21 protein-coding genes are annotated in these 24,446 nt (G+C 69.1%); 2 read left to right on the top strand and 19 right to left on the bottom strand.

Translation table 11 applies throughout. From position 1 onward, the window contains the following. Positions 1-441 precede the first annotated feature (441 nt). From J2Z79_RS15645 to recG, 4 genes are all read right to left on the bottom strand, one after another. On the bottom strand, positions 442-1,173 hold the full coding sequence (locus J2Z79_RS15645) for a PspA/IM30 family protein (protein WP_209467835.1): 732 nt from the start codon (positions 1,171-1,173) through the stop codon (positions 442-444). 24 nt (positions 1,174-1,197) lie between these two features. Beyond that, positions 1,198-2,886: an ATP-binding protein gene (locus tag J2Z79_RS15640; RefSeq protein ID WP_209467834.1), complete on the bottom strand. Its 1,689-nt coding sequence runs from the start codon at positions 2,884-2,886 to the stop codon at positions 1,198-1,200. Between the two features lie 107 nt (positions 2,887-2,993). After that, the gene (locus J2Z79_RS15635; RefSeq protein ID WP_209467833.1) at positions 2,994-4,136 is read right to left on the bottom strand and encodes a hypothetical protein; all 1,143 of its coding nucleotides are present in this window, start codon (positions 4,134-4,136) and stop codon (positions 2,994-2,996) included. Between the two features lie 57 nt (positions 4,137-4,193). Then, a complete protein-coding gene (gene recG / locus J2Z79_RS15630) occupies positions 4,194-6,323 on the bottom strand; it encodes an ATP-dependent DNA helicase RecG (RefSeq protein WP_209467832.1) in 2,130 nt (709 codons plus the stop codon). Between the two features lie 155 nt (positions 6,324-6,478). On the opposite strand from recG, the gene J2Z79_RS19010 reads away from it, so the two are divergent. Next, entirely contained in the window at positions 6,479-7,216 is a 738-nt protein-coding gene (locus J2Z79_RS19010; protein ID WP_209467831.1) for an NUDIX domain-containing protein, read from the top strand. A gap of 156 nt (positions 7,217-7,372) precedes the next feature. On the opposite strand, the gene J2Z79_RS15620 is transcribed toward J2Z79_RS19010, so the two are convergent. The 6 genes from J2Z79_RS15620 to J2Z79_RS15595 form a co-directional block, all read right to left on the bottom strand. Continuing rightward, a complete protein-coding gene (locus tag J2Z79_RS15620) occupies positions 7,373-8,047 on the bottom strand; it encodes an SdpI family protein (RefSeq protein ID WP_209467830.1) in 675 nt (224 codons plus the stop codon). A gap of 138 nt (positions 8,048-8,185) precedes the next feature. Further along, entirely contained in the window at positions 8,186-9,007 is an 822-nt protein-coding gene (locus J2Z79_RS15615) for a hypothetical protein (protein WP_209467829.1), read from the bottom strand. After that, positions 9,000-9,503, bottom strand: coding sequence for an RNA polymerase sigma factor (locus J2Z79_RS15610; protein ID WP_209467828.1), 504 nt, complete (start codon positions 9,501-9,503; stop codon positions 9,000-9,002). The genes J2Z79_RS15615 and J2Z79_RS15610 overlap by 8 nt, the downstream gene beginning before the upstream one ends. A gap of 205 nt (positions 9,504-9,708) precedes the next feature. After that, positions 9,709-10,329, bottom strand: a complete 621-nt coding sequence (locus tag J2Z79_RS15605; protein ID WP_209467827.1) for a hypothetical protein — start codon at positions 10,327-10,329, stop codon at positions 9,709-9,711. A gap of 164 nt (positions 10,330-10,493) precedes the next feature. After that, complete coding sequence (locus J2Z79_RS15600) at positions 10,494-12,305, bottom strand: DAK2 domain-containing protein (protein ID WP_209467826.1); 1,812 nt, start codon at positions 12,303-12,305, stop codon at positions 10,494-10,496. Positions 12,306-12,377: 72 nt separating this feature from the next. Next, the gene (locus tag J2Z79_RS15595; protein WP_209467825.1) at positions 12,378-12,737 is read right to left on the bottom strand and encodes an Asp23/Gls24 family envelope stress response protein; all 360 of its coding nucleotides are present in this window, start codon (positions 12,735-12,737) and stop codon (positions 12,378-12,380) included. A 175-nt stretch (positions 12,738-12,912) separates the two neighbouring features. On the opposite strand from J2Z79_RS15595, the gene rpmB reads away from it, so the two are divergent. Next, positions 12,913-13,104, top strand: coding sequence for a 50S ribosomal protein L28 (gene rpmB / locus J2Z79_RS15590; protein WP_209467824.1), 192 nt, complete (start codon positions 12,913-12,915; stop codon positions 13,102-13,104). Between the two features lie 68 nt (positions 13,105-13,172). On the opposite strand, the gene hslO is transcribed toward rpmB, so the two are convergent. The 9 genes from hslO to J2Z79_RS15545 form a co-directional block, all read right to left on the bottom strand. Then, a complete protein-coding gene (hslO, locus tag J2Z79_RS15585; protein WP_209467823.1) occupies positions 13,173-14,060 on the bottom strand; it encodes an Hsp33 family molecular chaperone HslO in 888 nt (295 codons plus the stop codon). Positions 14,061-14,331: 271 nt separating this feature from the next. Beyond that, entirely contained in the window at positions 14,332-14,499 is a 168-nt protein-coding gene (locus J2Z79_RS15580) for a hypothetical protein (RefSeq protein ID WP_209467822.1), read from the bottom strand. Between the two features lie 97 nt (positions 14,500-14,596). Beyond that, positions 14,597-15,031 carry a chemotaxis protein CheW gene (locus J2Z79_RS15575; RefSeq protein WP_209467821.1) on the bottom strand — a complete coding sequence of 145 codons (435 nt, stop codon included), beginning with the start codon at positions 15,029-15,031 and terminating at the stop codon, positions 14,597-14,599. A gap of 23 nt (positions 15,032-15,054) precedes the next feature. Then, positions 15,055-15,720: a ribulose-phosphate 3-epimerase gene (gene rpe, locus J2Z79_RS15570; RefSeq protein WP_342589514.1), complete on the bottom strand. Its 666-nt coding sequence runs from the start codon at positions 15,718-15,720 to the stop codon at positions 15,055-15,057. 5 nt (positions 15,721-15,725) lie between these two features. Then, positions 15,726-16,604: a ribosome small subunit-dependent GTPase A gene (gene rsgA, locus J2Z79_RS15565; protein ID WP_209467820.1), complete on the bottom strand. Its 879-nt coding sequence runs from the start codon at positions 16,602-16,604 to the stop codon at positions 15,726-15,728. An 18-nt stretch (positions 16,605-16,622) separates the two neighbouring features. Further along, entirely contained in the window at positions 16,623-18,497 is a 1,875-nt protein-coding gene (gene pknB / locus J2Z79_RS15560; protein WP_209467819.1) for a Stk1 family PASTA domain-containing Ser/Thr kinase, read from the bottom strand. A gap of 6 nt (positions 18,498-18,503) precedes the next feature. Continuing rightward, positions 18,504-19,250: a Stp1/IreP family PP2C-type Ser/Thr phosphatase gene (locus tag J2Z79_RS15555; RefSeq protein ID WP_209467818.1), complete on the bottom strand. Its 747-nt coding sequence runs from the start codon at positions 19,248-19,250 to the stop codon at positions 18,504-18,506. Positions 19,251-19,257: 7 nt separating this feature from the next. Next, entirely contained in the window at positions 19,258-20,373 is a 1,116-nt protein-coding gene (rlmN, locus tag J2Z79_RS15550; protein ID WP_245302860.1) for a dual-specificity RNA methyltransferase RlmN, read from the bottom strand. An 895-nt stretch (positions 20,374-21,268) separates the two neighbouring features. Continuing rightward, positions 21,269-24,013 (bottom strand): endonuclease MutS2, encoded by a 2,745-nt coding sequence (locus J2Z79_RS15545; RefSeq protein ID WP_209467817.1) that lies wholly within the window; start codon positions 24,011-24,013, stop codon positions 21,269-21,271. Positions 24,014-24,446 lie beyond the last annotated feature (433 nt).

Here is a 24,446-nt window from a genome sequence, read left to right as displayed (position 1 = left end):
ATGGTATCCCCGTTGGAGACGATTGTAGGGGCTGCCATGGGAGTCTGTCAACATCGAATCCTGTGTCCCCCTGCACAGGCGCGGACCAACCCCCTCGGACAAGACGGGCGCGCCGTGGTGGGGACCGGCCCCCATGGCGCTGGCCGCCGCGGGCCAGCGTGGATTGGCGGTGGTCGAGTGCAGCACCCCCCGTCAGGCCGCCAGCAAGGCCGCGGCAAGGAACCGCAGCGGGTGGTGGACGGAAGATGCCCTGCCGCCCTCGAGCGGGTGTTCTTCAGCCACCTCGGCAGGCCCGTGGACCCGAGGCCGCCGGCGAGCGCCGACCCCACACCACACCCCGGACAGCTGGCCCGTGGGCGACGGAGGCAGATGAACAGGGCGGTCCCACCATGATGGCGGGACCGCCCTGTTCACGTCTGTCAGGTCCGCTCGGGCGGCGGGCTAGTTCTGGGTCCGCTCCTTGACGACCCGGCCCTCCTCCTCGGTCTGGGCGGGCTCGTCGCCGAAGAGCGCCCGCAGCTTCTCCTCCGCCCGGCTCTTCGCAGCCGAGGTCTTGAGGCTGCGCATGCGGGAGTCGATGGAGTTCTTGCCCAGCTCGGCGATGGCCTCCTCCTTGGCCAGCTTGCTCTGGATCAGCTCCTCCGCCTGCTTCAGCCCCTCGTTGATCCGGCCGGCGCCGGACTCGGTGGCGAAGTTGGAGCGGAGCGTGTTCATCTCCTTCTTCAGGTCGGCCAGGTCGGCCTGGACCTTCAGCTGCTCGATCTGGCTCATCTTCTGGAACATCTCGGCCTGGAAGTTCTCGAACTCCTGGCGGGCGTGGTCCGCCTCGGCCTTGATGGAGTTGTAGGCCTCCAGGGCGGTGTTGTAGGCGGCCTCCAGGTGCTCCTCCTGGATGAGCAGCTGCAGAGCCAGCTCCCGGTCGTTCTGCCGCTTCGCCTCCTGGATCAGCCGGCGGCACTCCTCCAGCTCCTTCTCGGCGGACTTCAGCTTGGCCGCCGCGACCTTCTCACGCGCGATGATGTTGGCCGTGGTCGTGTTGTACCGGACCTTGGCGGCGTTCAGCTGGTTCTTGAGGTCCTCCAGCATCGCCTTCGGGTTCTTTTCCTCGAGGCCGCCGATGAACAGAGAGAAGAAGCCGCGGATCAACCGGCCCAAACGTGCGAAGAAGCCCATCAGACTCATCCTCCTTCATACTGCTTAACGAAGGTTCATCAACTTAAAGCGCTGCACCCGCTCCTCCAGGGCCTTCCGGTCGTCCAGCAGGTCCCGGAACTCGGGCGGCAACACATCCTTGTCGTCGCACTCGAGGATCGCCAGGTCGCTCATGAACTCCACCTGGGCGGTGGACGGGCGGATCCGCTCCAGGGCGCCGTCGATGTCCTCCTGCGTGATCTCGCCCCGCCCGGCGTCCTCGGCCAGCTCCCAGGCCTTCAGCACCACCGACTCCAGCTCGGCGCCGGTGTAGCCGTGCGTCCTGTGAGCCGCCTCCTCCCAGTCGGGCTCCCCGGTCATCCCGTACCGGCGGTGCACCGCCTGCAGGATGGCGACCCGCTCGGCCCAGCCCGGCAGCAGGAAGGGGATCTTCCGGTCGAAGCGGCCAGGCCGCTTGAGGGCGGGGTCCATCAGGTCGGGGCGGTTGGTCGCGGCGATGAAGACGATCCGGCCCCGGTTGTGCGGGTTGGACATGAAGTCCAGCATGCGGGCGAAGAGCCGCTGCTGCACCCCCGAGTCGCCGCCGCCCCCCCGCTGCAGCAGCTGGTCGATCTCGTCGATCAGGACCAGGCACGGGGCCAGCGATTCGATGCCCAGCAGGGCCTTCTCCAGGTTCTGCTCGGAGAGCCCCACGTACGGCCCGAGGATCTTGCCGAAGTTGAGCTTCACGCCGTTCACGCCGGCCTCGGCCACCAGGGCGTAGAAGAAGGCCGACTTGCCGGTGCCCGAGGGGCCGGTGAGCAGCACCCCCAGCGGCACCCGCCGGTAGTTGCCGGTGCGCAGGGGCGCCACGATGTTCCTGGCGGCGAAGAGCTTCGCCTCGGTGAGGCCGCCGAGGGCGGTGAAGTCGAACCGGGGCTCGGCGATCTCCAGCACGTCGCCGAACTCGGCCCGGATCAGCGACTCCTTGCGGTCACGGGCGAAGTCGATGGTGATCGGCTGGCCGGTGGCCTCGGCCCGGAGGCCGATGTCCTCGATGAGGATGCGGGAGAGCCCTGCCGTGGCGTTGGCCAGTTCCCGGGGCTCGATGGCCAGCTGCAGCTGCCTCTTTTCGACCATCGCCTCGATGTAGGCCTGCCGGGCCTCGAGGTCGGGCAGCGGCACCATGATCGACTCGATCTTCGTCGAGGCGAGGCGCAGGTGCGGGTGGAGCTCGGCCAGCGAACCGGCCAGCATCACCACCGGGCTGCCCATCCGGTTGAGCCGCACGTCGCCCGCCCACTTCTTCACGAAGGTGAGCGCCCGCAGCTCCTCCTGGTCCATGGAGGCCAGCTCCTCCATCGGCAGGATGGTCTCGGCCTGTTCGATCACCACGGCGCTCGGCTCGCTGTAGATCAGCTTGTCGAGCAGGGCGAAGGCCTGCCCCGGCGCGATGGGGAGCTTGATGTCGTCCTCGGGCCGGATCCGCTCGCCGGTCAGGATGCGGATGAACTCCTCCCGCATCCCCGGCCGGGAGAAGGTGATGCCCTCCGCCCGGTTGTAGATGGCCACCACGCGGCGGGGCTTGCCCTGGGGCGCGTACGCCGGGTTCTCCAGGAAGTCCTGGATCACCACGTCCCGCACCCGCCGGTTGTCGGGCCCTGCGTAGTCGTTCACGTTGAAGTGGAGTACAAACAGATTGGCAATCGAGCTCCGGTACTTGAACGTCAACTCCTCCAGCCACGCCGGGCGCAATCCGCCAGCCTCCCCTCTCCCATCGGGTCATCTCGCTACCAAAGATCCCTTTGCGAGCCCGGAAAGTTCGTGAGATCAGAAACTCGTTCGCCGCAGCCCCGCCAGGGCTACACCGCACCCGCTCCTGACCGCCGGTGCCGCCACATCCGCCGCGCCGTCCAGCCGGCGACGGCACCGCTCAGCATCGCGCCCACCAGCCCCTGGCCGATGCCGGCGAAGGCCGGGCCGTACGACTGCTCCCGCAGGGCGGGGATGGCCATCAGCAGGTGCATGGCCAGCCATACGATCAGGGCACCGCCGGGCAGGAGCCCGCCCACCACGCCGGCGCGGACCGCCCAGCCCTGGTGGGGAAGCCGGCCGGCCAGCCAGCCGGTCCCGGCGCCGACGGCCGCCGCGAGGACCAGCACACCCGCGAAGCCCAGCCAGTAGTACGGGGCCGTGCGGGGGCCGAGGAAGAGGCCAGACCGGTCCATCACGGCGAAGGCCAGGTTCTCCCCGGGCAGGCCCGGGTACGCGGCCACGTACTCGCCGCCCTCCTGCCGGAAGTCGAGGTTGCCGGCGAAGTAGAGGCGGCTTCCCGGCGCCGGCGCCACCCGGATCTCCAGCGGGCCGAAGGAGGCCCACCCCTCCGCGGGCAGGAGCAGGTACTGGTAGTGGTGGACCCGGAGCGCGTAGCGCGTCCGGTCCCAGGCCGCGGTCTGCTCGTAGGTGACGGTCAGTTCGCCCGAGGCGCCCTCCGGCAGGTCGACCGCAAAGCGGAAGTAACGCGCGGAAGCCTCGCGGCCGTAGAATTCGCCGGGGGTGTACGGCTCGCCGGTGACGGGGTCCATCCAGGCGTTCACAGTCGTCCAGGCGCCGGCCATCCGGGCCAGCTCGTCCGCCGTGAACCCGGCCGTGTCCACGGCCTCCACCGCCAGGGGCTCGCCCTGCCAGGAGGCCGTCAGGTCGGCGCCGTCGCCGGCGTCCTGCACCACGAAGACGAAGGGCTGACCCTTCAGGGCCGGGCCCCGGTTCTCCAGGGTGTACCTGGCGGTCACGGACGCCGTCTCCAGGTCGGGGTGCAGGTCGAACCGGAGCACCTCGCCGAGCACGTGGACCTGGTCGCTCTTCCCCGGCAGCAGCGGGCCGCCGGTGTCACCCCCGATCCGGGGCGGCCCGGCGTTGGCCCGGGCGGTGCCCGGCAACAGTCCCAGCAACAGCGTGACGAGCAGGAGCACCGCCGAATGCCGACACCCGGTTAGACGCACCACCTGCCGGCCTCCCTTCAACTTTGTAACCCGAACCCGCGACATTTATAAAGCTCGACCTTAACTGACCAGGATAAACCCGAACTGCTCGCCCAGCCGGGCCTTGACCGCCGCGCGCAGGGCCTGGTGCTCGGGGCGCAGGAGCTGCGGGTCCTCCTCCACGATCCGCATGGCCTCTGCCCGCGCCCGCTCCAGGATGGGCAGGTCGGCGATGGGGTTGGCCACCTTCAGGTCGGGCATGCCGTGCTGCCGGGTGCCGAAGAACTCGCCGGGCCCCCTGAGCTCCAGATCCTTCTCGGCCAGGGAGAAGCCGTCGCTGTACTTCTGCATGATCTGCAGCCGCTCCCGGGCCTCGGCGTTCTTGGGGTCGGCGATCAGCACGCAGTAGGACTGGTGGTTGCCGCGGCCCACCCGGCCGCGCAGCTGGTGCAGCTGCGAGAGGCCGAAGCGGTCTGCCCCCTCGATGATCATCATCGAGGCGTTGGGCACGTCCACGCCGACCTCGATCACCGTGGTGGCCACCAGCACCTGGATCTCGCCCCGGCGGAAGGCCTCCATCACCGCCTCCTTCTCCGCCGGCCGCAGCCGGCCGTGGAGCAGGCCGAGGCGGACCTCCGGGTACTCCGCCCGCAGCCGCTCGTACCACTCCGTGGCGGCCTGGGCCTGGAGCTTGTCCGACTCCTCCACCAGCGGGCAGACCACGTAACCCTGCCGGCCCGCCGGCACCTCGGTGCGCATCAGATGATCGTAGACCTGCTTGCGGGACGCCTCCGGCCGCCAGTAGGTGCCCACCGGCCGCCGCCCGGGCGGCAGCTCGTCGATGACGGAGACGTCCAGGTCGCCGTAGAGGGTGAGCGCCAGGGTACGGGGGATGGGCGTGGCGGTCATCACCAGGACGTCCGGCACCACCTCGCCCTTCTGCTGCAGGCGGGCCCGCTGGCGCACGCCGAAGCGGTGCTGCTCGTCGGTGATGACCAGGCTCAGGTCCCGGAAGGCGACCCGGTCCTCGATGAGGGCGTGGGTGCCCACGGCGATCTGCGCCGCGCCCATCTGCAGGAGCCCCAGGTTGGCATCCCGCTCCCGCTTGGTGAGGCTGCCGGTCAGGAGGACCACCTCGACCCCAAGAGGGGCGAAGATGCGGCGCAGGTTGATGTAGTGCTGCTCGGCCAGGATCTCGGTGGGCGCCATCAGGGCGCCCTGGTGGCCGGAGTCCACGGCCTTGGCCAGTGCGGCCACGGCGACCATCGTCTTGCCGGAGCCCACGTCGCCCTGGACCAGCCGGTTCATGGGCCGGGGCGACTCCATGTCGGCCGCCACCTGGCGGATCACCCGCTCCTGCGCCGCGGTCAGCCGGAAGGGCAGGCTCGCCCGGAACCTGCGGGTCACCTCGCCCTCCGGCCCGTGGGCGATGCCCACCTGCTCCGCGACCGTCTGCCGGCGCACGAGGGCCAGGCCGGTCTGCAGCACCAGCAGCTCCTCGAAGGCGAGGGTGGTGCGGGCCCGCTCCTTCTGGGCCTCGGAGTCGGGGAAGTGAATCGACCGCCAGGCCTCCTGCATCGCCATCAGGCCCTGCCGCTCCCGGACGGCCGGGGGCAGGGTGTCGGGCATCAGGTGGACGGCGGACTGCAGGGCGAAGTGGACCGCCCGGCGCACGTCCCGGGGGTTGAGCGACCCGGTGAGGGGATAGACCGGCACGATGCGGCCGGCGTGCAGCGGGTCCGAGGACGACTCCTCGTCGATGATCTCCCACTCGGGGTTGACGATCTGGATCTGGGCGCCGCGCCGCTCCACGGTGCCGGCGAAGAGGACCTTGGTGCCGACGGGGAAGCGCTTGGCCTGCCAGGGCTGGTTGAACCAGACCCCCGCGGCCGTGCCGGAGCCGTCGGAGATGTAGACCTTGGTCAGGTTGAGGTGCCCCCGCACCCGCTGGTCCTGCACCATCACGACGGTGCCCATCAGCGACTCCAGCTGGCCGTTCTGCGCCTCGGCGATGTGCTTGAACCTGGAGTAATCCCGGTAGGCCCGGGGAACGCGTTCGATCAGGTCGCGGACGGTGGCGATGCCCTGCTTGGCCAGGTCCTTGGCCCTGGCGGGGCCGATGCCCTTCAGGTACTGGACCGGCATGTTCAGGGGATCGCCGAAGTAGCCCTTGGGCTTGCCCTTTGAATCGCTGCCGCTGGCTGGCGTCACCCAACTCACCTCTCCGAGACGTGTTCGCTGTCGCGGCGAACATTTCCTGTACGTTGGACGGGGGATGGCCCCCCGCGCCGCGGCGCCGTTACCGGCGCGACGCCTGCCCGTCCCCGCGCAGTCTCATAGGTATACCCATCCGGGAGGTGAGCGCCGTGATCTACCGCCGCGAGACGTACCGCATCCGCCCCGGCATGGCGGACCAGCTGACCCGGTACTTCGAGGAGTGTCTTCTCCCCGACCGGCTCAGGCATGGGGCCACCCTGGTCGGGCGGTGGGTTTCCGAGAGCCAGGATGAGGCCGTCGCCATCTGGGCCTATGCAGACCGGGAGGAGTGCGAGCAGGCCGAGGCTACCTTGCGGCACGACCCACGCGAACTGGACCGGCTTGTGACCGACCGCCGGGCGGACTTCCTGCAGCCCACCGGCCAGTATGCACCGCCACGCCACATCCTGGCGGTCTCGGGCTACATCACCGACCCGGACGGCCGCGTGCTCCTGGTGCGGACGGCCTGGCGCAGCGACACGTGGGAGCTGCCGGGGGGGCAGGTCGAGGAGGGCGAGGAGCCGGTGGCGGCCCTGGTGCGCGAAATCAGGGAGGAGACCGGGATCGAGGCGGAGATCCACGCGCTGGCAGGCGTGTCCTACTCCACATCCCGGGGCGGCGTCTGCAACCTGGTCTTCCGCGGCGCCGCGGTGGGTGGCAGCCTCGCCACATCCGCCGAGACCCTCGAGGTCGCGTTCATCAGCCTCAGCGAGGCCAACCTGGCCAAGTTCGTCACCCGCCCGCACTTCCGGGCGCGGGTCCTGGACGCGATGGCGGGACGGACGGTGCCCTACGAGGCGTACCGGCTGCGTCCGTACGCCCTCATCCGCCGGACTCCGGGCGCGTAGCAGACCCGAGGCAGGCGCACCGAGGCACGCCAAAGGGGCCGCCCCGGATCATCGTGGGCAGCACCGGGACGACCCCTGTGTGGGTTCGCATGCGCCTGGGAGCTCGTGTCTCGCTGCGATCCGGGCGGACGGGGGGCGGCGCGGCTCGCAGGCAGGTCATCCGTTCACCTGGCGGTAGACCCGGTAGGAGTAGACCACCGGCAGGATCACCATCACCGCCGCCACGGCCATCGACGCAAGGAACCGGACGCGGAGCGGCAAGAGCAGCACCGCCGCCGCCTGCAGGAGGCTCAGGGCCACCCAGGCCCGGCCGGTGAACTGGTGCGTCCGCCGCCAGACCTCCGCGCTGGCGAGGGTCCACGGCGTGCGGATCCCGACGAAGTAGTTGGGCCGGAACCGGGACATGGCGAGCCCCAGGCCCAGGAAGAGGGCCGATATCGCCAGCAGCAGCACCGAGACCGTAGAGACGCCCATGCCGAGGGCCTCCGCCAGCTGCGCAAGGTGGAGCACCAGGATGAGGCCCGGTATCGCCTGCCGGATCAGGCTGTAGGTCCTCCCGAAGTCGGCGTAGTTCTGCCGCTTGGGATCGAGCAGCGGCAGGTAGAGCAGCAGCAGGTAGAGCCCTGCGGCGAAGACGGGCCACCAGAGTGCGACGAACCATGGGCCTGCAAAGCGGTCAGCGGTGCCGCTGACCCCCCAGTGAACGGGCGACTGGCCAGGCAGGCGCGGGAAGGCCCATGCGGTCACGCCGATGGTGAGCAGCATGAGGACCAGGAGCGGCCAGTCGGCGGCCAGCGTGCGGCGGTCGACTCGATAGGTGGACTCTCTCATCCCCACACCCCCTTGTCACCACTATTCTGACTACAGGAGTATGCCCCCTGGTTCACCGGGACGCGCAGGGCCGGGTGCGCTCTGGCACATCCGGCTGGCGGCACCCTGTATGCGCAACCCAAGCATCCCCCGCGGTCGCTACGGGATCACAACCGTTCTGGCCAACTGGACCACCGACTGGAGATCAGGGCCGTTCAGGCTCACCCTGACGGCACCCATGGTCCAATCGCAGTGAACCAGCGACCGACCGCTGCCAAAGTCGCGCTGGAGACACAGCGCCTCCACATCACCAAGGTCGACGACCTCGGCATCTCCGACCTTCTCCCCTGGGGGCGAGTAGAGGTTCATCTGTGGGATAGGGATCGGTGTCGGCGCCAGACCCCCGTCCTCACCGGCGAGAAAGGCCGCCATGGCCGAGAGCGTGTATAGCTGCCCGTTCCAGTCGTACACCACTTCCACTACCCTCATCTCGCCGGCGGACGACAACGGACTGACAGCCACCCGGACTTCCCGCATCACCGCTCCTTCCTGGTGGACCGCGGGCGGTGCGAACCCGGCCAGGGCCGCGGCTTCGTCAAGGTCACCGGTCGCCACCCGCGTGACGTCCGTCCGCTTACCGGAGTCTTCTGGGCCCGGTGCAACCGCCTCCGTCTCCGTCGCAGGAAGCGTTACGACCCTGGCAGGCCGGCCGCCGACCTGACCCTCCCAAAGGGTGTTCCATAGCATCCTGAAACCCTCAGCTGCCGTCGCCCGCACCGGCGGGAGGAGCAGACTCAGAAGCAGAAGCGCGGCGGCGGCCCCCGGGATGATATACGGCCGATAGCGTCTCAACCGGTCGTTTCCGCGGCGGTCCCGTGCGATCGCGTCGGCGATCTGGCTCCAGCGGTCTGGTGGAAGACAGCCGCGGACGCCGTAGCGGAACCCCTCACGAATCACCTGGTCGAAATCCGCGTCATTCATTAATAAGTCGCCCCTTTCCTTCCCCTGTTGACGGCAGGTTGCAGAGGAGTTCCTTGAGCCGCCGTCGGGCCTGGTGCAGGCGGGACTTGACAGTACCCGCGGGCACGCCGAGGATCTGCCCGATCTCGGGTATTGCGAAGTCGTGGAAGTAGCGGAGCATCAGGATCTCCCGCTGGCGCTCAGGCAGCATGATCAGGGCACGCCAGACGTCGGCATGGATCTCCGCGTGGTGAAACCTTTCGTCCATGGTCACGGCCGGTGACATATCGCCGTATGGGATCCACCGTCTGTCCCGTTTGCGGAGACTGCGGCAGCAGTTGATGACGATCCGAGTCAGCCAGGGACTGAACGGCCGTTCCGGGTCGAACCTGTCGATCGACCTGAAAGCCCGCACGAAGGCCTCCTGGACCACATCCTCGGCCCGATGGGGGTCCCTGAGCAGAATCAGCGCAGTCTGGTACACCATGGTGCGATACTGCCTGTAGAGGGCTTCCATGGCTGAGACATCCTGTCGCTGCGCTGCCCTTATCAGACCGGTCTCCTCCATCGCGGGATCACCCCTCACCTTATCTACCCGTGAGCGCAACGCGCGGTTCGGCCACGGCGCCACAATTCCGATTGGGAGCGCAACGCCCGGCACACAAGGGGCGGCTGCAGGCCGCCCCTTGTGCATGGCAGATGGGATCACCGGACACTATCGCTTACTCGGGGTAACCACACTCCACCCATTCCCACTCGACGCAAATACTCCAGGACGGAACCCAACAGAGCCCACCGCAGGCCAGGATACAGGCGGCCGCCGCAGGTCCCGAGAGCAGGGCACAGCCCGCAGTGCACAACCAGAGACAGGTGTCATCTATATACCCGCCGCCCGTTTCGTAACGGGCACAGACCTGACACATCTCCGGAGGCTGCGACTCGATCTCGCTCTGGAGTTCGGGAAGAGGGCTCACGGCCTTCTGGCACCGGATCACCTCACGCGTCACTGCTCCCGAAATCAGGTCCGTGGCGATCAGCGTGGATGGACCCTCCGGGCCCTTCTCGAGTTCGACGGCACTCACCAGTTCCCGGCCTTCGAACTGGAACACAGCCAGGTGATAGTAGAACCAAGGGAGTTTGTGGGCGTCCACCGGTTCTACCTCGAAGGCGATGACAGCATATTCATCAGACAACTTGACATAAGGATCAAAATCAGGGTTCATGCGCTCCAGTACGTCTGGATAGGTTTCCCGGATGACCTGCCAAAGGGCGGATTCAGTCAAGGGTTCCGGCGCAGCCGTGGCGTTGCCCAGCATGCTCAACAACAGCATGAAGGAGAGCATCAGTGCCGTAACTCTTCTCACTCGAATCACGCCCCTTATATTTGTTCTTGTATTCACATTTACACGAGCAGATGTTACCGAGTTGTTACCCTCTCCTCGGCCCCACAGAAGCACGCAGAGAGCCGGGTGCGCCTTATCGCACACCCGGCTCACAACCCAAAGTACTATTCCAGCGAGAAAACGTAGTAATAGAGCGGCTGGCCGCCGAACTGGATCTCGACCTCGTGGTCCGGGAACCGCCGCCGCAGCTCCTCGCCCACGGCCTCGGCCCGGTCGGCCGCGACACCCTCGCCGTAGTAGACCGTGATCACCTCGCCGCCCGCCTCCTCCACCATGGCGGAGAGCAGGTCGACGAGCACCCCCTCCGGCTCCTTGCCCGTCAGGTGGATCTTGCCGTTCCAGAGGCCGAGGATGTCGCCCTCCTTGATCTGCAGGTCGCCGTAAGTCGTGTCGCGCACGGCGTAGGTGATCTCGCCGGTGTGGACGCCCTCGATGACCTGCTTCATGCTGCTGAACAGCCGCTCGCCGTCCTCCTCGTCGGGCATCCAGGCCACCATCGCCGAGATGCCCTGGGGCACCGACCGGGTCGGCACCACGTAGACCTTCTTCTGGGTGAGCGTCGCGGCCTGCTCGGCGGCGAGGATGATGTTCTTGTTGTTGGGCAGGACGAACACCTGCCGGCTGGGGCAGCGCTCGATGGCGTCCAGCAGGTCCTGCGTGGACGGGTTCATCGTCTGCCCGCCCTGGATCACGGCGCTGACGCCGAGGGACCGGAAGATCTCGGCCATGCCCTCGCCCGCCGCAACCGCCACGACGGCCGTGGGGCGCTCCTCCTCGGCCGGCGAGTCGGCCGGAGCCGACGTGGCACCGGTGGGGTTGACGCCGGCGCTTGCACCAGGATTCGCCCCGGAGTTCGCACCCGGGTTGCCGCTCGGGTTCGCCGCAGCGCCGCCGTGCGCCCCGGCCGGCGCCGGCTGGGCGTTGCGCAGCAGGTCCGCGTGCTGCTCCCGCATGTTGTGGATGACGATATCGATGAGGTCGCCGTACTGGATGGCCAGCGAGAGCACCGGACCGGGGTTGGAGGCGTGGACGTGGACCTTCGCCAGGTCCTCGCTGCCCACGACGTAGACCGAGTCGCCCCACTGCTCCAGCTCCCGGGCGAGGTTGTCCATCGGGATCGGGCCGCCGTCCCGGTACCGCCGGATGAAGAACTCGCAGTCGTAGGGGAAGCGGATGTCGGAGATCTCCTCGTCCACGGCGAAGTCCACCCGGGACGCCGGGGAGGTATCGTGCCGCCCGGGGGCCGGGGCCTCCGCGGCCGGCTCCACCTTCACCGCCGTGGTCGCCACGTCGGACGCCTTGCCGGACAGGACCTCGTAGTAGCCGTGGTAGATCACCGTGAGCCCCTTGCCGCCGGAGTCGACCACGCCGGCCTTCTTCAGCACGGGCAGGAGCTCGGGCGTCTTCGCCAGCGCCTCCTCGGCCGCCTCGACTGCAGCCCGCATCACGCTGGTGGCGTCGGGGCTCTTCCGGCCGGCCTGCTGCGCCGCCGCCGCGGCCTCCCGGGCGACGGTGAGGATGGTGCCCTCGACGGGCTTCATCACGGCCTTGTAGGCGGTGTCGACGCCTTCCTGGAGCGCACGGGCCAGCTCCCGCCCGTCGACGGTGGTCTTGCCGTCCAGGTACTTGGCGAAGCCGCGGAACAGCTGCGAGAGGATCACGCCGGAGTTGCCGCGCGCGCCCATCAGCGAGCCCTGCGCAAGGGCCGCCGCCACCTCGCCCACGGTGCGGTCGCCCGCCCGCTCCACCTCGCGGGTGGCCGAGCTGAGCGTCATCGACATGTTGGTGCCGGTGTCGCCGTCCGGAACGGGGAAGACGTTGAGGGCGTTGACTGCGTCCTTCTGTGCCTCGAGCCGCGCGGCGGCGTGGAGGATCATCTGTTTCAGGGCCTTACCGTCGATGGTCTGGATGCTCAACAAAGGGTGCCTCCTCATCCCCGGCAGCTACCCGCAGCGGGGCTCGTTTTCGGGAACCGAAAAGGCATCAGCTCAGGCATTCCCGAGCTTGACGCCGCGCACGTGGATGTGTACTCCCCGCACCTTCAGCCCGGTGTAGCTCTCCACCACGTACCGCACCTTGTCGGTGACGTTCCTGCCGATCTCCGAGATGCGGGTGCCATACCCCACCACAATATAGAGGTCGATCTCCACCGAATCGCCGTCGACCTCGACCAGGACGCCCCGGGCCAGGTTCTCGCGCCCCAGCAGCTCCGAGATGCCGTCCTGGAGGCGGGAGGATGCCATGCCGACGATGCCGTAGCACTCCGTGGTGGCGATGCCGGCCATGGTGGCGATGACGTCATCGGCGACGTAGATGCGCCCCAGCTCGGTATGGATTTCCTTACCCACCGGGGCTCCCCCCTTCCAGCGGCGTTAAGTTCGTCCAACGAGACGAAAACTCCTGCCAGGACCCTAAGTCTGCCGGTTTCTCTGCCGCTTGTCACCGGTGGGGCCAATGTGCTATGATGTGGATTGTGCTTTGATGAGGTAGAAGTTGATCCTGGCCACGAGGAGGTGTCAGACCATGGCTCGCCTTTGCGAGGTTTGCTCCAAGCGCGTGGCGCGTGGCAACAACGTCAGCCATGCCGAGAACAAGACCAAGCGGTCCTGGTCGCCCAACGTCCAGACCGTCCGGGCGGTGGTGAACGGCCGCGTCATGCGGATCACCGTCTGCACCCGCTGCCTGCGCAGCGGTAAGGTCCAGCGGGCGATCTAGCCTGCCGTACTCGTTCCATACCGTGTGCCAGCAAACCCGGCCGCCTGAACGGTGGCCGGGTTCTTGCCTCATTGCTGCGTTTCCATGCCCTTGCGGACGGCGCGGATCTCTTCCTCGGTGAAGCGGTAGACCTCGTTGCAGAAGTGGCAGGTGAGCTCCGCCCCGTGGTCCTCCTCCACCAGGGCGGAGAGATCGGCGTCGTCCAGCAGCGCGATGGCGCCCAGGGCCCGCTCCCGGCTGCAGCGGCAGGCGAAGTGCAGGTCGCGCCGCTCGAGGACCTGGTACTCGATGCCCTCCAGCACGGCGGCCAGGATCTCCTCCGGCGTCATCCCCCGCTCGACCGCCAGGCTGACCGAGCCCAGCTTCACCAGGTTCTCCTCCAGCCTGTCCCGGTCCGCGTCGGGCGTGGCCGGCAGGAGCTGCAGCAGGTAGCCGCCGGCGGCGACCACCGAGCCGTCGGTGTCGACCCGCACCCCCAGCCCGACGGCCGAGGGCGTCTGCTCCGACCGGGTGAGGTAGTACGCCAGGTCCTCGCCGATCTCGCCTGAGACCAGCTCGGCGGAGCCGGTGTAGATGCCCTGCAGCGCCAGCTGGCGGGTGACGTGGAGCATGCCGGAGCCCACCGCCCCGCCCACGTTCAGCTTGCCCTGCGGCGTGCGGTCCAGGTCCACGTGGGGCTGGTTGACGTAACCCCGCACCTGGCCCTGCTCGTCCGCGTCGCAGATGATGCCCTGCAGCGGCCCGTCGCCGGCCACCCGCAGCGTCACCGACTCGTTGGGGTCCTTGAGCATGGCCCCCAGCAGCGCGGTGGCGGTGAGGGCGCGGCCCAGGGCCGCGGTGGCGGTGGGCCAGGTATCGTGACGGCGCCGGGCCTCGTCCACCAGCGCGGTGGTGACGGCCGCAAACGCGCGCACGTTCCCCCCGGCGCCGATCGCCCGCACCAGATAGTCAGCCATGTCTGTGTACAACCTCCATGCGGCAAGTCTTCCCTATTATAGCCAAGCAGTGACCCCGGCGGCAACGGTCCGCCGGGGTGCCAGCGCAGCGGCAAGTCGACGCGGCCGGGGCAAGGTCCGCGGGTGGCCCAGTGCACGCTATGCGGCGTCCCTGCCTTCCCCCCGCTTGCCCGAGAACATTCGCATGATCGCCATTAACATTCGCCCCAAGGGTCGCGGCAGACGGATGACGGTGATGCGCACACAGGTGCCCCCCTTCCTGACCGAAGGCTCACCGGCCGATGAGCGTGTAGCCAAGGTAGGCGATCAGTACCCCGATCACCGCGGCGTAAACGAAGCCGGGCAGCGCCGTGAGTATGATCGACACCCCCACGAGGATCAGTGCGAAGCCCGCCAGCGTCTTCGGCGGCGGCCTGCGTCTCCCCAGCCCCATCCGCACGGTGACCCCTCCTCGTCCCGGCGAACCCATTCTTCACCCAACATACGTAGCCCGGGGTGAAAACTTGCCTCCGGAAACGGGGGGTCAGGCCAGAAAGTCAGGCGACCGCGATGGAAAGGAGCCGCGACAGGTCGATGAGCACCACGAGCCGGCCGTCCATGCGGGCCACGCCGTAGACGTAGTCCTGCCCCGCGACGGCGACCGACGAGTCGGGCTGGGCGATGGTGTCGGCGTCGATGCTGATCACCTGCTCCACCCCGTCCACGATCACAGCGGCGGTGATGCCGCCGGCGCTGAGCACCATGATGCGGGTGTCCCCGTCGGCCGGCCTGCCGGGCAGGCCCAGGCGCTTGCGCAGGTCGATGATGGGCATCACCTCGCCCCGCAGGTCGATGACCCCCTCCACGTAGTGGGGGGCGTTGGGGAGGCGGGTGACCGGCGTGCGGTAGCTCACCTCGCGCACGACCGCGATATCGGCACCGTACAGCTGATCATCCATGCGAAAAATCACGTACTGGCTCGCTTCCGCCATGCTGCCACCTCCGCTGCTCTCTCTTACCCCCGCAGCGCCGCGATCGCCTGCGCGTAGTCGCCCTTCCCGAACACCGCCGTGCCGGCCACGAGCACCGTGGCGCCCGCGGCCACGCAGCGCGGGGCGGTGACGGGGTCGACCCCGCCGTCCACCTGGATCTCCACCCGGCCCTCCAGCCCGGCCCGGGCGAGCATCTCCCTCGCCTCGCTGATCTTCGGCAGGCAGGCCTCGATGAACCGCTGGCCGCCGAAGCCGGGGTTGACGGTCATGATCAGGATCAGGTCCACCAGGTCCAGCACGTGGGCCAGCACGCCCACCGGGGTGTGGGGGTTCAGGGCCACCCCCGCCTTGACGCCCGCCTCGCGGATCTGCCCCAGCACCCGGTGCAGGTGGTCGCACGCCTCGGCGTGGACGGTGATCAGGTCCGCTCCCGCCTTCACGAAGTCGCCCACGTAGCGCTCGGGCTGGCGGATCATCAGGTGGGCGTCGAAGAAGAGCTGCGACCGGGGCCGGAGCTTGGCGATGACCGGGGGACCGAAGGTGATGTTGGGCACGAAGTGGCCGTCCATCACGTCCAGGTGGGCCCAGTCGGCCCCGGCGGCCGCGATGGCGGCCAGCTCGCCCCCCAGGTCGGCGAAGTCGGCGGAGAGCAGCGACGGGGCGACCTTCACGCGTGCGGGATCGAACACGGGTACTACCACCTCTTCATGGCCTCTACTTCTTCCAGGAGCAGCAGGTAATTCTTGTACCGGGTCTCGGGGATTTCCCCCGCCTCCACCGCATCCCGCACGGCGCAGTCCGGCTCCTTCCGGTGCAGGCAGTCGCCGTAGCGGCAGTCCGCCTGGCGGCGGACGAACTCGGGAAAGTAGTCCCGCAGGGTCCACTTGTCGATGTCCTGAAACTCCAGGTAGGTGAATCCGGGCGCATCGGCCACCAGCCCGCCGCTGGAGAGGGGGATCAGCTCCACGTGGCGGGTGGTGTGGCGCCCCTTGCGGGACTTGGCCGACACCTCGCCGACCCGCACGTCCTCCCGCCCCGGCTCCAGGGCGCGGATCAGGCGGGACTTGCCCACGCCCGAATGGCCGGCCAGCACCGAGATCCTGCCCACCAGGTGCGGGCGCAGCTCGTCCAGCCCCAGCCCCTGTTGGGCCGAGATCGGCAGTACCGGGTAGCCCACCAGGTTGCGGTAGGTGCGCACGAAGGCATCCACGGCCTCCGGCTCCACCAGGTCGATCTTGTTCAGCAGGATCAGCACGTCCACCCCGGCCTGCTCCACGTGCACCAGCACCCGGTCGAGGAAGAGGTAATCCGCCTCGGGCTCCGCGAGGGTGAAGACCACCAGGCACTGGTCCACGTTGGCCACGGGGGGGCGCTCCAGGCAGTTGCGGCGGGGCAGGACCTTCTCGATGCGGCCCTCGCCGTCGGGCTCAAGCCGCACCTCCACCTGATCGCCCGCCCGCACCTGGGTCTGGTCGAGCCGGAACTTGCCCCGCGGGCGGCACTCGACCTCCCTGCCTTCCACCAGGACGTAGTAGATGTTGGAATGCGAGCGAATGACCTGACCTACTGGCACACCAGGACCCCACCTCTTTCACCTGAGCGGTACACGCACACGTTCCACACCATCGACGTAGACAATCAGATAGGCATCGCCGTAGTACTTGTCGGAGACGATGACCTGCCGGCCGCCCTGCATCTCCTCGTCCACCAGGACCCGCTCCTCGGGCTCCGCCTCGCCGTCGATCTGGTCCACCAGGACCACGGTGAAGCGGGCCGTCTGCGTGGGTGCGACGGGCACCGTCAGGGGCTGCACGAACGTCGTACCCAGGAGTTCAGGCCCGGAGGAGACCACCAGGTCGACGCGCTGGCCGGCCGTCACCTGCGTCCCCTCGGCAGGGACGGTCGACAGGACCGTGCCCGCCGGCGCGGCGTTGGGCTGCTCGTCGACGGTGCCGGGCTGCAGCCCCGCGTCCGTCAGCGCCTTCACGGCATCCTCCCGGGTCATGCCGACCACCTTGGGCACCTTCAGCGGGCCCAGCGAGACGGTCAGGTTCACCTTCGAGCCGACCTTCAGGGGCGTCCGCGCCGCCGGCGCCTGGAAGATCACCTCGCCGGCCGGCCGGTTGGAGTACTCCTCCGTCACCTTGTCGACGTCGAACCGCTCGGACTTCAGCGTGGCCCGGGCCTGGTCGATGTGCATGCCGACCACGTCGGGCAGCTCCACGGTCTCGGGCCCCTTGGAGACGACCAGCTCGATCACGGCGCCCTGCTTCACCATGGAGCCGGGCTCGGGGCGGGCCTCGAGGATGTAGTTGAGCTCGAGGTCGCTGTGGCGCTCGGAGACGATGGTGCGCTGCAGGTTCGCCGCGCGCAGCAGCTCCTCCGCCTGGGTGATGTGCACGCCCACGATGGGCGGCACCTGCACCTCGGGCACGTCGAGGAAGTTCCAGAGGGCCCAGCCGGCGGCCCCCAGCCCGCCGAGCAGCACGACGAGCACGAGCGACACGATGACGATGGTGCGGCGCCGTGCGCGCCGGGCGGCAGCCTCCGGGTCGCGCTTCTGCTTCGCCGTCGCCCGCCGGCCCCGGGTCGCCCGCACGTCCATGGTGGGGAAGTCGCCGCTCTGGATGTGCGACTGCCCCGCCAGGTGCAGCTGGAGGAAGTCGGCCAGGGCGTCCCGCATCTGCACGGCGCTGTCGAACCGGTCGTCCGGCTCCTTCTCCATCGCCCGCAGGATGATCTCGTCCATCTCGGCGGGCACCTCGGGGTTCAGCTGCGAGGGAGGCTGAACGCGCTCCCTGAGGTGCTTGAGCGCCACCGTGATGGGGCTCTCCCCCTGGAACGGGAGGGTGCCGGTGACCATCTCGTAGAGGACGACGCCCAGCGAGTAGAGGTCGGACTTCTCCCCGGCCGGCTGGCCGTCGGCCTGCTCGGGGCTGAAGTAGTGCGCGGAGCCCATCATGGCCCCGGTGCGGGTGACGGTGTCGGTGGTGACGGCCCGGGCGATGCCGAAGTCGGCGACCTTCACGCGCCCGTCCTGCCCCAGCAGGATGTTGTGGGGCTTGATGTCCCGGTGGACGATGCGCTGGGCGTGGGCGTGGGCCAGCGCATCGGCGATGGCGATGCCGATGCGCGCGGCTTCAGCCACGGGTAGCGGCCCCTGCTCCTGGATGAGCGCCTTGAGCGTCCTGCCCGTGACCAGTTCCATCACAATATAGTACGTGTCGCCATCCTCGCCCACATCGAAGGTCTGCACGATGTTGGGGTGCGACAGGCTGGCAGCGTTCTGCGCCTCCCGGCGGAAGCGGCGCACGAACTCGTCGTCTGCGCCGAACTGGCCGCGCAGGATCTTGACGGCCACCTCCCGGCCCAGCTGTAGATCGGTCGCCCGGAAGACCAGGGCCATACCGCCGCCGCCGATGCGCTCTTCAAGTCTGTAGCGGTTGCCGAGTACTCTGCCGATCAAGGGCAGTTATCCCTCCCACCTGGCGGCAAGCACAGTGATGTTGTCGTGGCCCCCGCGGCTGTTGGCCAGGCTGACCAGCCAGTCGGCCAGCGCCTCGGGGTCATGCTGATTGGCTGCTTCCTGGATCTCGCGGAGGCTCACCAGGCTCGAGAGCCCGTCGGTGCAGAGCAGCAGGATGTCACCCGGGGCCCACTCCAGCTCCAGCTGGTCCACGCGGAGGTCGTCCCGCACGCCGAGGGCGCGGGTGAGCACGTGGCGCTGGGGGTGGATGGCCGCCTCCTCGAGGGTCAGGTGGCCGCGCTGGAGCAGCTCCCCGGCGACGTTGTGGTCCGAGGTGATCTGGCGGGCGTGCTCGCCGCTGATCAGGAACGCCTTGCTGTCGCCCACGTGGCCGACGTACAGGCGTCCCGACGCGGCGATGACCGCGGTGATGGTCGTGCCCATCTGGGCCAGTTCGGCGTGGGTCAGCTGCGCGTCCAGAATGGCCCGGTTGGCCGCGTGGATGGCCTCGGTCAGGCCCTGGCCGATCGTTCCCTCGCGGGCCCACGCCTCGACCCGGGGCAGCACGTGGTTACGCAGCGTCGTGATGGCCAGTTGTGAGGCCACCTCGCCGCCGTCGTAGCCGCCCATCCCGTCCGCGACCGCCATCAGGGCGCCCCCGCCGGGAACGCAGAGCGGGTCGAACACGTAGGCATCCTGGTTGCTGGGCCTGACTCTGCCGGGATCGGTCCGCTCGCTGAACACCAGCCTCACCGTGGTCTCATCTCCTCTGCTGCCTGCGCTGCGCACGGTTCCGCAGCTGGCCACAGGCGGCGTCGATCTCACCGCCCATCGACCGGCGCACCGTGGTGGCAACTCCGCTGGACTCGAGGATCGCCTTGAACCGGTTGACGCGTTCCTGACCCGGCCGCCGGTACTGCGGCCGTTCGTCCACGGGGTTCATGGGAATCAGGTTCACGTGGGCCAGCGAGCCCTTCAGCAGGCGGGCGAGGGCCGCCGCCTCCTCCGGGCCGTCGTTGACCTCTTCGATGAGGATGTACTCGTAGGTCACCCGTCTGCCGGTCTTCTCGCCGTACGCCCGGGCGGCTGCGAGCACCTCCTCGATGGGCCAGATGCGGGCCACCGGCATCAGCTGCCGGCGCAGCTCGTTGGTGGGTGCGTGCAGGGAGAGCGCCAGGGTGATGGGCAGCCCCTCCTCCGCCAGCTTCAGCATGCCGGGCACGATGCCCGACGTGGAGATCGTGATGTGGCGGTAGCCGATGTTCAGGCCGTCGGGCTCGTGCATGAGGCGGATCGCCCTCAGCACGTGGTCGTAGTTCTCGAGCGGCTCGCCGGAGCCCATCAGCACCACCGAGCTGACCCGCTCGCCCTCCGGCAGCTCCCGCTGCATCATCACAATCTGATCGACGATCTCCCCCGCCGTCAAGTTCCGCACCAGCCCGCCCACGGTGGAGGCGCAGAAGGTGCAGCCCATCCGGCAGCCCACCTGGGTGGTGATGCAGACCGAGTTGCCCCACGACTGCCGCATCAGCACCGATTCCACCTTCGACCCGTCGTGCAGGCGGAAGAGGAACTTGGTGGTGCTGGTCTTCTGGTCGTACTGGGCGGTCTCGGTCTCGAGGAGCCGGAGGATGGTCCGCTCGGCCAGCCGCTCCCGCAGCCTGGCCGGCAGGTTCGTCATCGCAGCAAAGTCCTTGACGCCCTTCTGGTAGACCCACTGGAACAGCTGCCTGGCCCGGAACCGGGGCTCCCCCAGCTCCGCCAGCAGGTCGGCCATCTCGTCAGGCGTCATGCCCACCAGGGGCGTCTTGCCCAGCGCCTCGAACAGCAGCGCCGGGTCGGCAATCTTCAGCGGCATGTAGCCGGGTTCCTGCAATAGGGGCCCTCCCGTTCGAAGCGATTCCATTGGAGATAAGGTCTACCTTTGAGTTTACCCCGGCGGCGCCGGTTCGGCAAACGTTTCGTGGTGCCAGGGGTAGGACGGCCCCCGAGGCGGGGGCCACGTCAGGGCGCCTCTGCCTTCGGGGGCGGGGGAGACGCTGCGCCCGCCTCGCCGGGCCGGTGGCGCGGCATCAGGCGAAGCGCTGCGCCAGCCTCGCCGGGCCGGTGGCGCAGCATCAGGCGAAGCGCTGCGCCAGCCCTCGCCGGGCCGGTGGCGCAGCATCAGGCGAAGCGCTGCGCCAGCCTCGTCGAGCCGGTGGCGTCGCATCAAGCGAAGCGCTGTGGCTCCGCCGCCGCGCCGAGGGGGCGTTTCACACAAGTCCTCTTCCAGATGGGGCAGCATCGGAGGCAACGTTCCATCGCTGCCGTCAGGGCGGCGTCGGCGCAACGCTGCACCCACGCCGCAGGCCCAGGAGGGAGTCTCCACGGCATTCGCGGCCCGCCCACGGTCGGGACGAACGCGGCGCCGGGAAAAGCCCGGCTCCCCCACCGTCGCCGTGGGGGAGCCGGTACTGCCGTTATGTCGACCGCCCCGGGCCGTCTGTCAACCAGCCGGTCCGTCGCGCGATAGGGGGAAAACGGAACCCTATTTTTCACGAGATACAGGGAAAATCTCCCCATATCTCCCCGGCAGCTGCTGCGCGCAGCGTCGGGAAGACCGCAGCGGCGACATGGCTCGACACGGGCAGACAACCTTCGACGGCGATTGTCGCCCGCGTGCCGTGCCGAGGAGCTTCGGAGCCGCCTTCCAGCCAGAATAGGGGGAGCAGCTCCCTGCATTTCGTGAAAATTACGAGGAGATTTTCCCCATATTTCCCTGGCCCCCCGTCCTACCCCCACCCCAGGGCCTTCAGCAACTGGAGATACAAGTGATACCGGCGGGCATTCAGTTCGCCGTCCTCGGTCGCGGCCCGGACTGCGCATCCCTTCTCGTTTCGGTGCAGGCAGCCCGGCGAAAGGCAACGGGCGGCGAAGGGGCGGAAGTCCCGCAGGCCCGCGTGGAGGTCCGGTTTCCACATCCCCAGGTCCCGCAGCGACGGCAGGTCGATCACCCATCCGGTCCCGGGCAGCCGCACCGCCCGCGCCTCGTACGAGGGACCCTTCGCCCGTCTGGGTTCAGCCGCGCCCAGCCGCTGGTAGAGCGTGGACTTGCCCGCACCCGGATTCGCCAGGATGGCCGGGACCCCGCTCTCCGTCTGTCCTCCGACCAGCAGGCGGCGGAGATCATCCAGCCCCGAGTCGCTGGTCAGGTCGACCGCCAGGGTTTCCACACCGGCGTTCCGGAAGGGCGCCAGCCAGCGCTCCAGCTGACCCCGCTGGACCATATCCGCCTTCGTGATGCACACCGCCGCATCCAGCCCGTGGTACTCGGCGTAGAGTAGGTGCCGGGCGAGGACGGACGCGTGAAAGTCGGGCTTGTGGGCGGAGAGCAGGATGAGCAGGCGGGTGACGTTGGCCGCCAGAGGCGTCTCCCGCTGGGTGTCCGCATCCCGCCAGGCCGGGGCGTTGCGCCTGGGCCGGACCGCGACGATCTGCCCTCCCCGGAGGACCGGCAGGTCACCCGGCAGAAGCCCGTCGGGCAGCTCACGCCGCAGCGACTCCGCCACGGTGACCTCCCGCTCCGCCTCGCCGTCCCAGGTCCGGCAGCGGCGAGGGGATACGGCCTCCAGGACCAGCGGGCCGGACCCAGGGGATGGTGCCGCGCTCGCCGTAGCGTCCGGTGGGGGCGCCGACGTCATGGCGGGGGAGGCAACCAGGATTGACGCGGGAGCACGCGTCAGGGAGGTGCCGGTAGGGTCTGGCCCGAGCGGCGTCGATACGGCCGTTTCACGCCGGACGTCCCACGACGTTGCGGTCATGGATGCCAGCTGAGTTGCCGGCTGCATCGGGGTGGAGGCTTCGGACGGAGCCCTGGGCGGCCTTGCGGTTGCGGGTGCCAGCTGAGTTGTCGGCTGCATCGGGGTGGAGGCTTCGGACGGAGCCCCCGGCGTTACCAGGACGGCCGATGCAGGCCGAACCTCCCGCGCAGGGGATTCGGACCCGCCCCCGGGGCGCCCATAGAGCAGCTCCCGAGCCCGCTGCACCACCGCCGCGGGCAGCCCCGCCCGGCCGGCGATCTCCAGGCCGTGGCTCTCACCCAGCGTGCCGTAGACCAGCCGATAGGTGGGCTTCAGGCTCTCGCCGTCGAAGCCCATGCCGGCGATCTGGCAGCCCGGGGTGGTGCGGCCGAACTCCTTGATCTCCCGCAGATGCGTGGTCACCAGCACGTAGGCCCCCTTCGCCTGGAAGGCCTCCAGCAGCGCGATGCCCAGCGCCGTCCCCTCGTGGGGGTCGGTGCCGGAGCCCAGCTCGTCCAGCAGCACCAGCGTCCGCCGGTCGGCCACGGCCAGCATCGGCGCCACGTTGGCGATGTGCCCGGAGAAGGTGCTGAGCGACTGTTCCAGCGATTGCTGGTCGCCGATGTCGGCGAAGAGCTGGTCGAAGAAGCAGAGGGTGGACCCCTCCCCCACCGGGACGTGCATCCCCGACTGGGCGATGGCGACCAGCAGCCCCAGGGTCTTGAGCAGCAGCGTCTTGCCGCCGGTGTTGGGGCCGGTGACGATGAGCATCCGGCGGTCGGGGCTGAGGCGGATGCGGTTGCCGATGGCCCGCGGTCCCAGCAGCGGGTGGCGGGCGTCGATCAGGTCCACCTCCCCCGCCTCGTTCCAGCGCACCGGGCGGGCGTCCCAGGCCTGGCTGAGCCTCCCCCGGGCGACGATCAGGTCCAGTTGCGCCACGGCTTCCAGCGTCGCCGCCAGCCGCTCCGCCTGCTCGGCCACCAGGCCCGAGAGCCTGGTCAGCACCTGCTCCACCTCGGCCGCCTCCATCGCCCGCCAGGTCTCCAGCTCGGCGGAGAGGCGCGCCACGGCCTCGGGCTCGACGAAGAGCGTGGCGCCGCTGGCCGAGGCGCCGTGCACCGTCCCGGGCACCTGCGACCGCGCGCTCGCCTTGATGGGGATGACGTACCGGCCGTTGCGGGTGGTGATCAGCGCCTCCTGCAGATGGGACCGGTGCTGCCTGAGCAGCGACTGCAGCCGGTCCTGGATGCGCCCCTCCAGCGTGGCGATCTCGCCCCGGATCTCCCGCAGGGCCCTCGACGCCCGGTCGGAGACCGTCCCCCGCTCGATGCAACGGCGGATCTCCTCCTCGATGGGATCGAACTGGCCGAACTGCTCGGCGTAGCGGGCGAGGCGGGGGGCGGACCCCGCGTGCTGCGTCAGGAACCGGTGCAGGGTCCGGCAGCCGTAGATCGTGTCGGCAACAGCCGTCAGCTGCTCGACCGTCAGGACGCCTCCGGCGGCGGCCCGCTCGACCGGTCCGCGCACGTCCTGGATGCCGCCGAAGGGGATGGCGCGGCCGGCGTCCAGCAGAGCGCGGGCCTCCGTGGTCTCCTGCTGGACGGCGCGGGCGGCCTCGAGCGAGGGCAGCGGGCCGGCGGCGAGGGCCAGCTCGGCGCCGAGCCGGCAGGACGTCCGGGCGGCCAGCTCCTGCTGGATGCGGGGGAACTCGAGGGCTGTCAGGGTGGGCTGGTGCATGGGGGACCTCCTCCTTCGCAAGGCGGGCATGAAAAAGGGCCGCGGGCGTACTTGCCCGCGGCCTGAAAACGAGCCGTGTCACAGGGAAGCCTGCCCGCGCGCGGGAAGGCCGAACCCCGGACACAGAAAGAGCTGCAAGGGCGTGCCTCACAGCTCCTCGTCACTTTCGGGTGATGCAAGGGGCATGGTTACGCCGTTCGGATGGGCTATGCGGTTGTCACCTTCCCGCTCCGAACGACAACACTCACAAAACACAACCCCTTCGCGCACATGATCGTGTCTCATTCTACTCCTGTGATCTTGTGGTCGTCAAGGGCCAATGGATGCGGATCCGCCTCGGGATCGAGTAGACCGTAGGGTCGCCCTACGGCCTCTCACAACACCGGACATGCGGGTCACGCATCCGGCGTTTCGTCAAGCACTCCGAGTCGAT

This window comes from Symbiobacterium terraclitae (assembly GCF_017874315.1).
GTDB classification, from domain to species: domain Bacteria; phylum Bacillota; class Sulfobacillia; order Symbiobacteriales; family Symbiobacteriaceae; genus Symbiobacterium; species Symbiobacterium terraclitae.
The sequence above is the reverse complement of the archived record's forward strand: the minus strand, read 5'-3'. Positions and strand labels throughout refer to the sequence as shown.